General features: G+C 62.5%; 7 protein-coding genes. 4 read left to right on the top strand and 3 right to left on the bottom strand.

What is annotated here, in order from left to right; translation table 11 throughout:
• Positions 1-141: 141 nt before the first annotated feature.
• Complete coding sequence (locus K0H47_RS20285; protein ID WP_219273518.1) at positions 142-3,303, bottom strand: non-ribosomal peptide synthetase; 3,162 nt, start codon at positions 3,301-3,303, stop codon at positions 142-144.
• Positions 3,300-13,601, bottom strand: coding sequence for a non-ribosomal peptide synthetase (locus tag K0H47_RS20280; RefSeq protein WP_219273517.1), 10,302 nt, complete (start codon positions 13,599-13,601; stop codon positions 3,300-3,302). The genes K0H47_RS20285 and K0H47_RS20280 overlap by 4 nt, the downstream gene beginning before the upstream one ends.
• A 209-nt stretch (positions 13,602-13,810) precedes the next feature.
• Between K0H47_RS20280 and K0H47_RS20275 the strand changes: the two genes are divergently transcribed.
• Together K0H47_RS20275 and K0H47_RS20270 are read left to right on the top strand one after the other, a co-directional pair.
• Positions 13,811-14,062, top strand: a complete 252-nt coding sequence (locus K0H47_RS20275; protein WP_063028501.1) for a type II toxin-antitoxin system HicA family toxin — start codon at positions 13,811-13,813, stop codon at positions 14,060-14,062.
• Positions 14,059-14,415: a type II toxin-antitoxin system HicB family antitoxin gene (locus tag K0H47_RS20270; RefSeq protein ID WP_063028499.1), complete on the top strand. Its 357-nt coding sequence runs from the start codon at positions 14,059-14,061 to the stop codon at positions 14,413-14,415. The genes K0H47_RS20275 and K0H47_RS20270 overlap by 4 nt, the downstream gene beginning before the upstream one ends.
• Here the strand turns inward: K0H47_RS20270 and K0H47_RS20265 are convergent, their stop codons facing one another.
• Positions 14,416-15,588: an MFS transporter gene (locus K0H47_RS20265; protein ID WP_063028497.1), complete on the bottom strand. Its 1,173-nt coding sequence runs from the start codon at positions 15,586-15,588 to the stop codon at positions 14,416-14,418.
• A 134-nt stretch (positions 15,589-15,722) separates the two neighbouring features.
• Here K0H47_RS20265 and K0H47_RS20260 point away from each other — a divergent pair, with 134 nt between their 5' ends.
• Together K0H47_RS20260 and K0H47_RS20255 are read left to right on the top strand one after the other, a co-directional pair.
• On the top strand, positions 15,723-16,307 hold the full coding sequence (locus K0H47_RS20260) for a TetR/AcrR family transcriptional regulator (protein WP_219273516.1): 585 nt from the start codon (positions 15,723-15,725) through the stop codon (positions 16,305-16,307).
• A gap of 426 nt (positions 16,308-16,733) precedes the next feature.
• On the top strand, positions 16,734-16,940 hold a 207-nt coding region (locus K0H47_RS20255), incomplete at its 3' end, for a hypothetical protein (RefSeq protein WP_219273515.1).

Genomic DNA, 16,940 nt, shown 5'->3' with positions numbered 1-16,940 from the left:
ATGAGAATGCTACTTGTTTGATATCAGTCATAAGACGTGCCACCGCGACGAAACCGGAAGGTTTTTGCTGAAAAAATTCATTTAAGTTTTAGAGCGCTGAAAAGCTGCCTGGCCGTCTCCTTGACGGCCAGGCAGGACACGTCAGGCAGTGGCGGAAGGTCGCGACCTGGCGAGCAGCGCCTCGCGTTGTTGTGGCGACAGGCTGTTGAGTTTCATCCGTACCTGAGCGGTGCGTTCCAGTGCACCGGGAGCAGCTTCGTTGCGTGTCAGGGCAATCGCCAATTCGGAAACACTCGGATGGTCAAACACCACGCCGGGATGAACGTCCAGCTGCAATTGCTTGCGCAACGCCGACACCAGTTTGATCACCAGTAACGAGTGCCCGCCGAGGGAGAAGAAATTCTGCTCGATGCTGAGCCGCTCGACCCCCAACAACTGCGCCATGCCTTCCGCCAACAAGGTCTGCAACGCGGTACTTGGCGCCACATAGACCTGCGCCGCCAGCAGCGACTCGGGTGCCGGCAGGCCATGACGGTCCAGCTTGCCATTGGCCAAACGGGGCAGATGCTCCAGGGCAAAGAAATGCGCCGGTACCATGGCGCCCGGAAGGCTCGCATTGAGCTGCTCACGCAGCACGTCGAGCCAACCTTCGGCAGGCGTCCCTTGCGCCTGGACATACGCCACCAGTTGCACATTGGCCTCATCACCTTCGCACGCACGCCAGGCAGTAACCACTGCCTGGGCGACAACCGGCTGCGCCAGCAGCGCTTGCTCGACTTCCGCCAACTCGATACGGAAACCACGCACCTTAACCTGATGATCACGACGACCTACCAGTTGCACACCGCCTTGAGGCAAATAGCGCCCGAGGTCGCCACTGCGGTAAAGGCGCTCACCGGGACGGTACGGGTGCTGGATAAAGGCTTCGCTGCCCTGCCCATTCAAATAGCCACGCGCCACTTGCTGACCGCCGATATACAACTCGCCCAACGCTCCCTGCGGCACCTCACGCAATTGCTCGTCGAACAGGTAGACCTCGCACCCGTCGAACACCTGTCGCAATGGCACACCGTGGCTCAGGTCGCTGTTTCTGTCGAGGGGCTGATAGAGCACGCCCACGGTGGTTTCGGTGGGACCGTAATGGTTGAACAGACGACACGTCGGCGCGACTTGGAAGATCAGCTCCACCAGACTCGGCGCAATGGCCTCGCCCCCCAGTATCAGGGTCGTCGGCAAATAACGACTGTGTTTGTCGAACAGCGCACTGAGGTGCGACGGCACGATTTTCAGGCAGTCGATCTGATGGCCCTGCATAAACCCGGCAAAGTGCCCGGCCTCTTGCAGGTCTTCATCGCGGGCGATGTGCAGCGGGGCTCCGTGCAGCAAGGCGGCAAACAGCGTGGTGTGCCCCAGGTCGGCGGCCACCGTGGAAGTCATGGCAAATGACGTGCAATCAGCCAGCCCCAGCGCAGCGCTGGAACCCAGCACGTAGTTGAGCAATTGCCGATGTTCGACCACTACGCCTTTGGGTGTACCGGTGCTGCCAGAGGTAAACAGCACATAGGCGGCCTGGTTCGCCGAGACCGGGGCCCAGTCAAAGACCACATCGCGGTCAATCTCGGGCAGTTGATCCACCAGCAGCACTGCCGCCGAATGCCCCTGCCCACGAGCCCGGTCAGTGACCGTCAACACCGCGCCGGCCTGCTCAATGATCAACGCCTGACGGGCTGCCGGCCATTGCGGATCAATCGGCACCCACGCCGCACCGGCGCGCCAGACAGCGAGCAACGCTACCACCAGGTCCAGCGAACGGGGCAACGCCAGGGCCACGACCTGTGTCGGCTGCACCCCGCTGATGCGCAAGTGGCGAGCCAACTGTTCGACACGATCGGCCAGCGCCCGATGCGTCAGTTGCTCACCGGCAAAGCTCAAGGCCAGTGCTTGCGGCGTGCGCTCTGCCCACTGGGCAATCAACTGCGGCAGGCTCGGACCCTCCAGGTTCAATGGCAGGCCGATGCACTGTTGCTGGCGCGCGCGCTCTCGTGCACCGATCACCGGCAGATCGGCGAGCGCAGTATCGGGAGCCGCCGCCAGGCCGTGCAACAAGGCCTGGTACTGTTCCAGCAAGCCGTCTATCGATGCCTCGTCATAGAGCAGCGGATCAAACCGCAGTTGGATGGCGTGTACCTGCTCTTGCGCCTCCATCAGGAGCAGCTCCAGTTCAAACGGCGCCACCGCGTCGTCCACGGCCATGACCGCCCAGTTACCGTAGTGTGGCGATTCAGCCTCGCAAGCAACGCCAAACAACTGGTGCTGCGTGCTCGACGGTGCCTGCACCGACCAGTGCTCCTGCCAGGTCAGGTGCGCTTGCGCCTGCGCTTCAAGTTCCGGCAGCCAATGCCCGAGGCTGTGTTGCAGGGGTACGTCGATAACCAGAGGCAGGGTTTTCTCGAACACGCCCACGCACTCGGCGAAAAACTCGTAGTCCTGCCGGCAATCGTGACGCCAGCCCACCTGCATCTTTGTCTGCCCGCCAATACGTGCCAACAGAACCCACCAGGCCGCTTGCATGACCCGGACAACCGGTTGCCCCAGCGCTTGAGCAAAGCCGGTGAGAGCCCGTTGCAACGCTGGCTCAAGGGCAGCCCGTAACGTTTGCCCGGCCTGCAAGCGAGCCACACCGTTGTGTCGATAGGCCAGGGCCGGCGCGTTCGCCGAGCCCATTTGTCGCCAATAGTCGCGACCGCTCGCCGCGTCTTCGTCCTGCTCCATCTCCCCACGCCAATCAACGTACTGCGCGTACTGCCCGGCCTCCGGATCCAGCGCACACGATTGATCGGCCACATAAGCCTGATGCAACGCGGCGCAAAGCACCCGCAACCCGTTGCGGTCGCTGAGTAAGGCCGAAATGCGCAACGCCAGGCCATGGTGCTGTTCGCCAAACCGACAGGCATGCAGCACCGCAAGCGTCGGCGCGTCTTCGGCAAAACCGAGTTGTTGCTCGGCGCGCATCTGCGCTTCGAAGGCCCCCCAGCCTTGGGCGGCGGGCTCGATCCGTAAAGGCCAGCCCGAACGTGGCTCCAGGGTCTGGCGCACGCCCCGATAGGTCGGCACCCGCAGTAAACGGGTCGCCAGAATGGGTTGGTCGACCAGCACTTGATCGGCGGCGCGCTGCAACCGCGCCAGGTCCAACGCCCCGCGGACCTCGATCAACAGCAGCAGCGCATGATGTTTATCGCCCACCGCGTCATTCAAGCACGCTTGCTGTTCCGGGCTCAGGGCCTGGCCGTAAGAGGTACTCATTGTCCGGCCTCCACTTCCAGTGCCCGAAGCAACGGTTGCTCCCGGGATGCTTGCAGCGCTGAACGATCGAACATGTCGCCCATCGCCACGACGATCTTGCGTGGGCCTTCGAACGGGTCACGGGCATGCGCTGCAAGCATATTGTCCATCAACACCACATCGCCTTTTTGCCAGTCGAAGCGCACCGCACATTCCTCGTAAAGCTCACCGATCAACGCCATGACCTCATCTTCAATTGGAGTGCCATCGCCGTAATAGACATGCCGGGGCATGTTGTCGATGCCGAACAGGCCGATCAGGTCGTCGCGCACGTCCGCGTCCAGGCAATAGATATGGTGCAACTGCACCTGATTGAAGAATGAGCGCGCCCCTGTCAGCGGGTGGGTGATGACCGCCGGGCAACGCGTGCGCGTCTGCAACTCATCGTTGTCCAGCCACACCCATTCGATACCGGCTGCCAGGCAGCGGGCCTCAACCTCCTGGCGGTCGTCAGTCTTGAAGAAATGCCGCCATGACACGTCGAGCTTGTCGGTGAAAGTGCGCACATACAGCAGGCCTTTTTCTTCGAACTTTTGCAGCAGTTCGGCCGGCAACCGGCGGCACATCTCCCGGCAATCGACAATCGGCGTGGCACCGCCCACCGGCGACGGCAGCTCGCAATAAAACATTTGCTTGCGCGGCCAACGGTCCTGGTGCGAACTCTCGTTGTGGAACAGGATCATTTTCTTTTCCGGGTACGGCGTGGAGCGGTAAGTGTTCTTGCCCCCGTCCTTTTTCGGCAGGTCGCCATAGTTGCCGTAAAGCCCCGGCTGCAAGGCTTCGGCAAACTGCTCGAATTCCTCGATGCCGTTCAATGCAAAACCACGGAACAGAATGCTCGCATGGCTGGCCAGCTTTTCCTCGACCAGGGCCCGGTTGGCTCTCACCCATTCGATAACGTCCAGGCCACTGTCCGCAGGCTGTGCCAGCAGCGGGAAAACCTGGCCTTCGCGTAACGCGCGAAACTGCACCTGAGGCCCGTTGGCCGGTGCCGTTGGTGGCCCCTTCTTGAGGAACTTATTGAGCTTGTCGAACTTCTTGCTCGCGACCTTTTCCGTGGCAGGCGCTGGTGGTGCAACAGACATGACGAATTCTCCGGACAGTGTGTGTCGGTCCTGCACCGCCTGCTCAAGAATGCCGATCCAGCTGCGCATCATCATTTCGATGCGTTCGCGCCGGAACAGGGCGACGGCGTACGACCAATTACAAACAAGGCTATTTCCAAGCTCTTCAACGAACAGGCCCATCTCGAATTTCGAGTGGCGCTCTTTTAGTTCCAGTGGTTCCAGCACCAGGTCGTCGACCCGCAAGGTCGCACTGGGCGTGTTGTTCATCACGAACAACACCTGAATCAGCGGATTGATACCTTTGATACGTTCCACAGCGCAGGCGTCGATGATCAGGTCGAGCGGCAGCTCCTGATGCTCGAACGCGGCCAGCGCGTTGCGGTTAAGCGTCTGTACGTACTCGCTGAAAGGCTGCTGCGGTGTCAGGCGCGAGCGCATCGGCAAGACGTTGACGAAGAAGCCGATCAGCCCTTCCAGGGCCTGTTGCTGACGCCCCGCCACGTCCGTGCCAATCACCAGGTCGGTGGTGTCACAGGTGCGGTGCAACATCAGTTGGAACGCAGCCAACATCAACAGGTACGGGGTGCACCCCAACTGCTGGGCCAGCGCCTTGATCGGTTCGTAGAGCGGCGCTTCGAGGCGCAGTTCCACGCTGTCACCGTCATGGCTCGCTTGGGCAGGCCGTGGGTAATCCAGGGGCAACGGCAGGTGTGAAGGTGCACCGCTCAGGGTTTCCCGCCAGTAGTCGGTGTCTGCCGCAAGCCAACCATCACTCAGCAGGTGCTGCTGCCAGAAGGCATAGTCGAGGTATTGCACGGGTAAAGGCGGCAACGGTTCCGGGCTGCCGCCGTAAAGCGCAATCAACTCCTGCACCAGCACCGCCATCGACCAACCATCGGAGATGATGTGGTGCATCGCGAACAGAATCAGGTGCTCCTGTGGGCCATGCCGCAACAAGTGCACCCGCAGCAACGGCACCTGTTCCAGGTCGATACGTTCGGCGCCGCAGTCAAGCAGCCATTGCTGCTGTGCCTGCGCACGTGCCTGGGAATCCAGGCTGCTGATGTCGAGCACGCGAATCGGCAAATCGACGTGTTCGGCCACCCGCACCAGCGGGTTACCGTCGTCGTCTTCGTGATAGCTGGTACGCAGAATCTCGTGGCGCTCGATCAATTGCGCAAAGCTGCGCTGCAAGCGTTGCAGGTCCAACTCGCCGCGTACGGTCAGCGCTGCGGGCAAGTTATAGGCCGCGCTGTCTGCGGAAATACGCTCAACCAGCCACAACCGCTGCTGCGCCAGGGAAAGCGGCAACACCCCCACTCGGGGCACCGTCACCAGGGGCGGTAATACCCGCTGAGGTTCGGCCAGGGCGCGACGCTGCTCCAGGCGTTCAGCCAGGGCCGCCAGTTGCGCACATTCAAACAGGTCGCGCAGACGCAAGATGTCGAGCCCTTCGGCGTGTGCACAGGACACTACCCGCGTGGCCAACAGCGAGTGCCCGCCCAGCTCGAAGAAGTGATCCCCCAGGCCCACTTGCTCAACCTGCAAGACCTGCTCCCAGATACCCGCCAACTGCCGTTGCAGGGTCGTGACCGGAGCCTGGTACGCATCGCGCCCCTGATTCAGGTCCGGCACTGGCAGGGCCTTGCGGTCCAGCTTGCCATTGGGGCTCAACGGCATATGTGACAACAGCGTCAGGTGTGTGGGCACCATGTAATCAGGCAGCAAAGCCTTGAGATGCTGACGCAGCCCATCGCGCCAGGCGCTCTGGATCTCGGCCTCGGCATGCACCAGCGCTGATTCGCGAGGCACCAGCCACGCCGCGACCTGCAAACCACCGGGGCCTTCCAGGGTCATCACCAACGCCTCGCGCACGCCGGGGTATTCCTGCACCCGCGCTTCGATTTCGCCGAGTTCAATACGGAACCCGCGAATTTTCACCTGATGGTCGGCGCGACCGACGTACTCGATCACCCCGTCCGCGCGATAGCGCGCCAGGTCGCCGGTACGGTACAGACGGCCAGCTCCGAATGGGCTCGGTACAAACTTCTCAGCACTCAAGGACGGGCGGTTGAAATAGCCACGCGCCAGCAACTCTCCGCCGATCAACAACTCACCAACCACGCCCACCGGCACCGGATTGAGGGCGTCATCCACCAGGTAAATCGAGCGTCCGTCGAGCACCTTGCCAATGGGCATCACCAGGGGCAAGGCCGCAGCGCCGGAAACATAGTCCGCGCAATCCAGTGCCGTGGCGGTGACGGTTGCCTCGGTAGGACCGTAGGTGTTGTACAGCGCCAAATGCCCCAGGCCAGCTTCTCGCCAGGCCAGCAAGCCTTCCGGCGGCATCGCTTCTCCGCCGGCGTGTACCTGGCGCAAACGCCCGTAGCTGCGAGGCCCCTGAGTGGCGAAATCGCGGGCCAGCATGTGCCAATAGGCCGTGGTCACGTCGACCACACTGATGCCATGGCGAATGACCTGCTGGTAGAACGTCTCGCTGTCCCACAGCTCACCACCACGCAGCACCACACACGCGCCTTCGCACAACGCCGGGTAAAGCTGTTCGACAAACCCGTCAAAGTTGAAGGTACCGAACTGCAAGACACAGTCGTCGGCGGTCAACTGGAACACCGCTTTCATGACCGCGGTGTGCCGCGCCACTGAAGCATGGTTGATCCCCACGCCCTTGGGCCGGCCGGTGGAGCCCGAGGTGAACATGACGTAAGCGAGGTTATCCGGATGAGCCAGGTTCGGCAGGTCCAGCGTGGGATATTCCGCCAGCCATTGCTCGCAGGTGTCCACGCACAACACCTCGACACCGGCCGGAATGGGCAAGTGTTCCCGCAGCGCAGTCTGGGTAAGCAACAACTGCAAGCCACTGTCCTCGATCATCCAGCCCAGGCGCTGGGCGGGATATTCCGGGTCCAGGGGCACATAGCCGCCGCCGGCTTTCAAAATCGCCAGCAGGCCGATGATCATGTCCAGCGAACGGCCCACGGCAACCCCGACCAGAACGTCCGGGCCAACACCCAGTTCACGGAGTTTGTGCGCCAAGCGGTTGGCACGCTGGTTCAGCGCCGTATACGACAGTCGCTGGTCATCCAGGACCAGCGCCGGCGCATCACCGCGCGCCGCCACCTGAGCCTCAAACGCCTGATGCACGCACAGTGCGGCAGCCGTCGTGTCGGCGGGGTTCCAATCGTGAATCATTGCCTGATACTCGCCGGCCAGTAGCGTCGGCACTGCCCCAAGGGGCTGCCGGGCATCACTGACAAACTGCTCCAGCACATGGCGCAGGTGGCCGAGCAAACCGTGGATACTCGGTTCGGCAAAGCGCTCGCGCTGATAGCCCAGGCTCAGTGACAGCCGATCACCGCTGTAGACGGTCAGCGCCAACGGGTAGTTGGTGTGTTCGTGGTTTTGCGCGCCACTGAAGCGCAAGCCGCCAGTGGCACCTTGCTGCAAACTCTGGGCAATCGGAAAGTTTTCGAACACCACTATGCTGTCAAACAGGGCTTCACCGGCAGAACCCGCCCAACGCTGGATATCGTACAGCGGGGTGTGTTCATGTTCGCGCAAGCCCAGGTTGAGCGCCTGGACCTGCTGAATCCACTCACCCACCGATTGCTCCACGGAGGGCTCGGCAATCAGCGGCAAGGTGTTGATGAACAGCCCGACTTGCCGCTCGATGCCTGGCAATTCGGCCGGACGCCCCGATACCGTGGTGCCCAAGGTCACACAGCGCTGGCCGGTGTAACGCTGCAGCAGCAACAGCCAGGCGGCCTGCACCAGGGTATTGACGGTGACCTTCTGCTCACGGGCAAACTCGACCAAGCGCAACGAAGACGAGGCGTCCAGCAGCAGGTCGAGTTCAGCGTAGCCCTGTCCGGGGCATTCCTGGCGCGCCATGGCCGAGGCCAGCAGCGTCGGCCCGTCCAACCGGCCCAACCGCTCCATCCAGAAGGCCTGACTGGCCTCGGCGTCCTGGCGTTGCAACCAATCGATGTACTGGCGATAGCGTACGGGAGGCGCGAGTGGGTGCTCGCCGGCGTACCGCGCGAGCATTTCAGCCAAGAGCTGGGCGTTGCTCCAGCCGTCCATCAGGATATGGTGGTTGGTGTAAACCAGGTGATACCGCTGCTCATCCAGGCGAATCAAGGTCAAGCGCATCAACGGCGCCTGGTTCAGATCAAAGCCTCGCAGGCGATCCTGTGCGGCGAACGCCTGAGTGTCCTGCACGGCGGCGTCGCGCCAGTCGAGGACCTCCAGCGGCAACCTGACCGTACGATGCACCACCTGCAGCGGCTGCTGGCTGCCGTTTTGCCAGATAAAACCGGTGCGCAGGATGTCATGGGCATCCAGGGTCGCCTGCCATGCCGCGCGAAAACGCTCTACCTCCAGGCCATCGACATCAACGGCCAACTGATTGACATAGGTGTCGTCCCCCTGCTCGTAGAGGGTATGGAACAGCATGCCTTGCTGCATGGGTGACAACGGGTAGATATCGTCGATGGCCGGCCCGGCCAGCGGCAGCCCGTCGAGTTGCTGCTGGGTCAGGTTCGCCAGCGGGAAATCAGACGGCGTCACCTGTCCGGCAGGGGTCCGGCAGCAATGGTCGATCAACGCCGTGAGTTCGGCGACGTAGTCGTCGGCCAGGCGCTGGATCGTCGACACGTTGAACATGTCGCGGCTGAAGCCCCATTGCAACGACAGCTCGCCGCCATACACCTGGCCTTCCACGGTCAGCCAATTGGCCAGCGGAGCCTGGGGATCCTGGGCCTGCCCACTGCCCTCCTCAGAGGGTATAAACAAAGCGTTCTGATCGAACTGACGATCAAACTGGCCGAGGTAGTTAAAGGTGATGCGCGGCTGCGGCAGGGCCGCTAACGCAGCGCCGACCCCAGGCTCGGCAAGGTAGCGCAGCACGCCGTAGCCAATGCCTTTGTCCGGCACCGCACGCAGTTGCTCCTTGACCGCCTTGATCGCGGCCGGCAGGTTTTCGCCCGGCGTCAGGTTGACCGGGAACAGGCTGGTGAACCAACCCACGGTACGGGTCAGGTCCAGGCCTTCGAACAGGTCTTCGCGGCCGTGGCCTTCCAGCTGAACAAGGGTGCTGCCCTGCCCGCTCCAGCGGCACACCACACGTGCCAATGCCGCCAGCAGCAGGTCGTTGACTTGGGTGCGATAGGCGGCGGGCGCGTGGGTCAGGAGCTGACGCGTCGTGTCGGCATCCAGGGTGCTACTGACTTTCTGCTCCAGGCAGTGATGCAGGGCGCCTTGAGGATTATCGCAAGGCAAGTCCACCGACGGAGCGTGCCGAAGGCGCGCCTGCCAATCTTCAAGCTGTGGCAGGAAGCGCGGAACGGCATCTTGCAGTCGAGCGGTCCAGGCTTGATAGGACGTGGTCTTGCCCGCCAAAGCCGGCACGCTGCCGTCCCGCAAGGCGCGATACATCTGCTGCAAATCATCCAGCAACACACGCCAGGACACACCGTCCACCACCAGGTGATGGACCACCAGCAGCAAGCGCTGGCTGTGGTCGGGCATCTGCACCAGCAGCGCTCGCAGCAACGGGCCGTCTTGCAGGCTGAGGCTGCGCTGGGCCTCATCACACAGCTCGGCCAGGGCCGCGTTGCTGTCAGCCTGGCGCTGCCATAACACGGATTCAACCGCGGCCTCGCCGTAGTGCTGCAGCCATCCCTCGGTACCCGACTGATACCGCAGACGCAGGCCATCATGGTGGTTGACCAATTGCTGCAACGCGGCGTCCAGGTGCGCCGCCGCTATCGGCTCGCGCGGCACCAGCAACAACGACTGGTTCCAGTGCTGACGCTGGGGGATGTCCTGGGCGAAAAACCACTGCTGCACCGGGCTGAGAAAAGCCGGACCGTGGGCAGCACCCTGGTCGATGGCGGTGTGCGTGCGCAGACTGGCGACTTGCGCCAGGCTACGCAGGGTCTGGTGCTGGAACACATCCTTGGGGCTCAGGCTGATCTCGGCCTGGCGTGCGCGGCTGATCACTTGCATGGAGACGATCGAGTCGCCGCCCAGTTCGAAGAAGTTGTCGTCCAGCCCCACGCGCGCAACCCCGAGCACCGCTTGCCAGATCGACGCGAGGGTTTTTTCCGTGTCGCTGCGGGGCTCGACGTGTTGCCGGGCCGGTTGTGAACTGTCGATGGCCGGCAGGGCCTTGCGGTCGAGTTTGCCGTTGGGGGTCAGTGGCAAGTGCTCCAGGAACAGCAAGTGGTTGGGCACCATGTAAGCCGGAAGCACCTGTTTGAGGGCGGCCTTGAGGGTTTCGCGCAAGGCTTCCTGAGCCTCGGCATCGCCGGGCAAACGTGGGTCGGTGGGCACCAGATAAGCCACCAGTTGCTGGCCGCTCGGGCTGTCCTGGGCCAGTACCGCCAATTCACGTATCGCGGGCTGGCGCAACAGCTGCGCCTCGATTTCCCCCAGCTCGATACGGAAGCCGCGCACCTTGACCTGATGGTCGATGCGCCCCTGGTACTCCAGCACGCCGCCGTCCTGATAACGCACCAGGTCGCCGGTGCGGTAGAGACGTTCGCCATCGTTGGAGAACGGGTTGGGTACATAGCGCTCGGCCGTCAGCGCGGCGCGTCCGAGGTAGCCGCGGGTGATCCCCGCGCCCGCCAGGTAGAGTTCGGCGCAAACACCCTGGGGCACAGCCTGCAACTGGGCATCCAGCAGGTAGCTGGCGGTATGGTTGATGGGCCGGCCAATACTCGGCTGGCCCCCGGCGGTACGCCGGGTGTAGGTGGAGTAGGTGGTGTCTTCAGAGGGCCCGTAAAGGTCGTAGACATGTTCGACGCCAGGCTGTTGATACAGCGCCTCCACCAAGGTCTGTTTCAGCGGCTCGCCGGCCAGGTTGATGATGCGCACAGAGGGAGGAATCTGCCCGGTGCGCTGGAGCGCGGCAATCGCCGATGGCACCGTGTTGATCAAGCGAACCCGGTCGCGGGCCGGCAGGTCGGGCAGCTCCAGGGCGTTGCGGGCGATGATCAGCGAGCCGCCGGCGGCCAGGGTCACAAACAGTTCCCACACCGACAGGTCGAAACACACCGAGGTCGAGGCCAATACACCCTGCACATCCTCACGGCTGTAGACCCGCTGCGACCAGTCGATCAGCGCCAGCACGTTGCGATGGGCAATTGCCACGCCCTTGGGCTTGCCGGTGGAGCCCGAGGTGTAGATCACATAGGCCAGGTTGTCCGGGGTTACCGCCGTGACCGCTTCGGTGACAGGCCATGGCGCCAGCAGCGATACCGGATCGTCGAGCAAAATCACTTGGGTATCGGGGATGATCGGCAGGGTGGCCGCCACCGCCTGTTCGGTCAGCAGCAGCAAGGCGCGGCTGTCTTCGAGCATGTAGGCCACGCGCTCGGGCGGGTAGTCCGGGTCCAGCGGCACATACGCGCCACCGGCCTTGAGCACTGCCAGCAGCGCCACCAGCAACGCCTCGGAACGGACCATCGCCACGCCGACGCGCACCTCTGGTCCCACTCCGTGCTTGATCAGCAGATGGGCCAACTGATTGGATCGCTGATCGAGTTGCTCATAGGTCAGCTCACGGACGCCAAAGGTGACCGCCAGTGCCTGCGGAGTTTGCCGCGCCTGCTCGGCAATGCGCTGATGGATGCACTGCGCCTCGGGGAAGCTGTCGTGACGGGGATTCCAGTCATGCACGATGCGCTGGTATTCGTCTTCGTCCAGCAGCGGCAAATCGCCGACCGCTTGACGGGGATCGGCCACCATCCCCTGCAACAGTCGCAACCAATGGCGCGCCATGCGCTCGACGGTGGCCGGGTCGAACAGGTCATCGGCGTAAGTCAGTGCGGCATGCAGGGTGCCGGACTGTTCATAGGTGTCCAGTGTCAGGTCGAATTGCGTAGTACGGCCTTGCCCTTGCACCAGGCTCAGTTCCAGACCTGACGCGGTGCTGACCGTGGAAATATCCGCCACCTGTGGCTGGTGGTTGTACATCACCTGGAACAGCGGTGTGTGGCTCAAGCTGCGCTCGATATTCAGCGCCTCCACCAGCCGTTCGAAGGGCAGGTCCTGGTGGGCCTGGGCGCCAAGGGCCGCTTCCTTGATGGCTGCCAGCAGTTCGTAGACAGGGGTTTGCCCGTTCAATTCAGTGCGCAGTACCTGGGTGTTGACGAAGAAACCGATCAGCCCTTCGATCTCGCTGCGGTTACGGTTGGCAATCGGCACGCCAACCCGAATATCGCCCTGACCGGTGTAGCGGTGCAGCAGCACGTTGAACGCGCCCAGTAGCAGCATGAACAGGGTCACTTGATGCTGCTGGGCACAGGCGCGCAATTGCTCTACCAGCCGGGCGTCGACTGCGAAGGCATGACGTGTACCGCGATAGCTGGGCATGGCCGGACGAGGGTGATCCGTGGGCAGTTCCAGCACCGGATGCTCATTACCCAGGCGCGCCTGCCAGTATTCCAACTGGCGGGCCTGCTCCCCCGCTTCCAGCCAGCGGCGCTGCCACAGGGCGTAGTCGCTGTACTGGATCGGCAGGGCCGGCAACCGCGGCTGCTCATTGCGCTCATGGGCGTCATAGCAGCGAATGAACTCGTCGATCAGCACGTTCATCGACCAGCCATCGGAAACGATGTGGTGCAAGGTCAGCAGCAGCACGTGTTCCTGCTCGGCCAGCTTGAGCAAGTGCACCCTCAGCAAAGGGCCGTTGGCCAAGTCGAAGGGCAGCAGCGCCTGACGGGTGGCGGCCTGTGTCACCGCCTGCTCGCGCTCGGCTGGCGCCAGGGCGCTGAGGTCTGATTGCTCGATGGCCAGCGGCGACTGTGCGGCCACTTGCAACAGACTATCATCCGCCTGGCGCTGGAACACCGTGCGCAAAGTCTCATGGCGGGCCACCAGGCTGGCGAACGCCTGCTCAATCGCCGGCAGGCTCAACGCCCCTTTCAGCCGCACCGCCCCCGGCAGGTTATAGGCGCCACTGGCAGGGTCCAGTTGCCACAGAAACCACATCCGCTGCTGCGCGTAGGACAGCGCCTGCCGGTCCTCGGCCTCCACTCCTGCAGGAATCGGAAACCGCGAGAACTCCACCCCTTCCCTCTGCAGCGCCTGGAGGAACATCTGGCGTTTTTCCAGGGGCAACCCGATAAACCGGCGAGCAAGTTTCAAGGAGTCTTCAGCGTTCATTTCTTGGGATCCGGGGCAATAGGCAGGAAGCACAAAGGCACGTCGTCCCTATAAAACGAATCCGGAGGGGAAAAATTAGCGGGAGATTTGGGGCGCAGGCAACGGTGTCATCAAGGGTTACATCAAACACCGAGCGGCTCGGCGAGGCTGTCCTATCATTGACTCAACCCATCAATTGCAACTACATTTAGTTACAGGCAAGGATCGCCGTGTCGAAAAATGAAAAGCTGCTGGCCAAACTGCTCAATGAACAATCGGCCTTTACCTGGCCCGAACTGGTAACGCTGCTGCGGCGACTGGGTTACACGCAAATCGAAGGGGCAGGTAGCCGGGTCAGGTTCGACATAGGCGACCCCAGTGCAATGATCACCCTGCACAAGCCTCACCCCGGCAACGAACTGAAACACTACATTCGGCGCCAAATCATCGAACAATTGAAATCAGGAGAACTGATTCAGTGAACAACCAGCTGAAACACAAAGGCTACATCGGCTCCATCGAAGCCAGCATCGAAGACAACTGCCTGTTCGGAAAGCTGCTTTTCATCAAGGCCCTGGTCAGCTACGAGGGCAAAACCGTCGCTGAACTGGACGCCGCCTTTTGCACCGCCGTGGACGACTACATCGAGACCTGCCAGGCCCTTGGGCAAACACCGGAAAAGCCCTGCAAGGGTTCGTTCAACGTCCGTGTCGGCCATGACCTCCACCTGGCCGCCGCCCTTGCCGCGACCCGGCAAAAAGTCACGTTGAACGATCTCACGCGGCAGGCGCTGAACGAATTCCTGCAACATCGCGGCGCACTGGTGACCGGGTAATCACCCCAACCGCCGATACCCCAACACCGCCGCCCCAAGCACCACCGCACCCGCCGCCAGCGCCACCCAGAACCCGCTGGGGGCGCCGAAGTTGTCGATCATCCAGCCGGAACTGGCGGCGCCAATGGCCACGCCGATGCTCAGGCCGGTGATAAGCCAGGTCATGCCTTCGGTCAGGCGGCTCGGCGGGACGATTTGCTCCACCAACGCCATGGACACGATCAATGTCGGGGCGAAGAACAGCCCAGAGATGAAGATCGCCGCCGCCAACCCGGGAATGTTCGTCACCAGCAGCAACGGCAACGTCGTGATCGCCGTGGCCACGCCGCAGTACAGGAACTGGCGCGGCAAGGGCGCTTTCAACTTGAGTGCACCAAACGCCAGCCCGGCCAGGCACGAACCAATGGCGTACACCGACAGCACAATGCTCGCGGCGGCTGGCTGGCCTTGATGCTGGGCGAAGGCGACGCTGACCACATCCACCACCCCAACGATGACCCCCATGGCCATCAACAACACCATCAGGATCAACACCGAGGGCGAGGCAATCAGCCAACGGCCCTGTTCGGCGTGGTGTTCATGCACCGGTGGTTCGGTCTGGCGTTGCAGCACAAAGGCGGTCACGCCCACTGCCAAAAACAGCGCGGCAATCAACGGCCCGGCTTCGGGGAACAACAGCACGCACAAGCCCACCGACACCGGCGGGCCGATAATGAACACCACCTCGTCGAGCACCGACTCCAGGGCAAACGCGGTTTGCAACTTGGGCTGGCCGCGATACAGCTCGGTCCAGCGCGCCCGCACCATGGCCGACATGTTGGGCATACAACCGGCCAGGGCAGCGAAGATGAACAGCGTCCACGTCGGCGCCTGCAAGCGGGTGCAGAGCAACAGCAGCAACAACGCACCGCCGCCGATGGAAGCCGCCACCGGCAACACCCGGCCCTGGCCATAACGGTCCACCAGCCGCGAGACCTGAGGCGCACAAAACGCGGTGGCCAGGGCGAAGGTGGCCGTCACCGCACCTGCCAATCCATAACCGCCGTGCACTTGCGAGAGCATGGTGATCAAGCCGATCCCGGTCATGGAGATCGGCATGCGGGCGAGCATCCCCGCCAATACAAAAGCCCTGGAACCTGGCGCCTGGAACAGCTCGGCGTAGGGGTTTGCCATGGTGTGTAACCTCTTCCTGAGCGCCCTGAAACTTGCTATTCGAGGTATTCGGGGCAAAATACATACGGTGCGTATGTGACAAATCATGCGTAACATACGCGCCGTATGTCAATCGTCTATTGTGAGCCTTACCCATGAGCCGAGCCCGTGCCGACATGATCGAAGACACCCGCGCCCGCCTGATCGCCAGCGCCCGTCACGCCTTCGCCACGCAAGGCTACGCCCAAACGTCGATGGATGATTTCACCGCCCGCGCCGGTCTGACCCGGGGAGCGTTGTACCATCATTTTGGCGACAAGAAAGGCTTGCTGGCGGCGGTGGTTGCGCAGCTGGACGGTGAAATGGACGCGAGCCTGCAGCGTATTTCGGAACAGGCCGATCACCCTTGGGAAGGGTTTTGCGAACGCTGCCGGGCCTATTTGCGTATGGCTCAGGATCCCGAGATCCAGCGCATTGTGCTGCAAGATGCACCGGCGGTGTTGGGCGCAACCGACCAGCAGCAATGCGTGGACTCGCTGCGCCAGCTGCTCGATGACCTGATGCAAGCGGGCCTCATCGAGCAGGCGTGCAGCCAGGCGTTGGCGAGGCTGATCAATGGCAGCTTGGTGAGCGCATCGTTGTGGATCGCCCAGGATGGAGACTCGGGTGTGCGGCTGGAAGAGGCTCTGCGAGGGCTGGAGTTGTTGTTGCGCGGGTTGAAGCCCAATGCCGTTCGCTGAACGAGTGCGGCGGGGGTGGTCAGGATCCAGGGGGGCATATCCATTATTTAGGTAACGGCCACCTATGGTTCCGCTCTTACAGCGGCTCACTTTGGAAAAGCCCCAAAGTAAGCAAAGGGCTCTGCCCCGCCTGTCGGCGCCTCGCTGTGGCTCGGCGTTCCCTCACTCCGGCATTGTTCCGCGGGCCGCCGCGACGGGCCATCCATGGCCCGGCGCGGCTAAACCGGCGTCCTGCCGGTTTACCCGCTCCGCAATACCTGCGTTCGGCCTCGGGCTTATTGGGGCAGTCAGATCAAGATCAAAAGCAAAAGCACAGCGGCCTCCCGGCCGGCTTGAGTGTTAAAAGCCGAGGCAAGATCCAGAGCGGACGCAGATCTGCTTTTCTGTGGGAGCGGGCTTGCTCGCGAAAAACCTGAGAGCGCCGCGTTGAATCAGAACGCCCGCGTCATCGTTAACGACCTTCGCGAGCAAGCCCGCTCCCACATTTTTTGGACCGTGCCCGCTTTAGCTTTTGATTTTGCTTTTAACACTCAAGCCGGCCGGGAGGCCGCTGTGCTCTTGATTCTGCTTTTGATCTTGATCTTAGGCGCCCCGTTAAACCACGCTGGCCGAACGCAGGCTTTGGAGCGTGGG

Origin of the sequence: Pseudomonas sp. Xaverov 83 (assembly GCF_019352905.1) — a bacterium.
GTDB classification, from domain to species: domain Bacteria; phylum Pseudomonadota; class Gammaproteobacteria; order Pseudomonadales; family Pseudomonadaceae; genus Aquipseudomonas; species Aquipseudomonas yamanorum.
Note: the sequence above shows the minus strand (reverse complement) of the source record. Positions and strands in the feature narration are given on the sequence as shown.

What these genes read in the sequence shown, in the direction of transcription:
- K0H47_RS20285 (WP_219273518.1), bottom strand. Translation starts at nt 3,303, where the DNA reads ATGAGTACCTCTTACGGCCAGGCCCTGAGCCCGGAACAGCAAGCGTGC.
- K0H47_RS20280 (WP_219273517.1), bottom strand. Translation starts at nt 13,601, where the DNA reads ATGAACGCTGAAGACTCCTTGAAACTTGCTCGCCGGTTTATCGGGTTG.
- K0H47_RS20265 (WP_063028497.1), bottom strand. Translation starts at nt 15,588, where the DNA reads ATGGCAAACCCCTACGCCGAGCTGTTCCAGGCGCCAGGTTCCAGGGCT.
- K0H47_RS20260 (WP_219273516.1), top strand. Translation starts at nt 15,723, where the DNA reads ATGAGCCGAGCCCGTGCCGACATGATCGAAGACACCCGCGCCCGCCTG.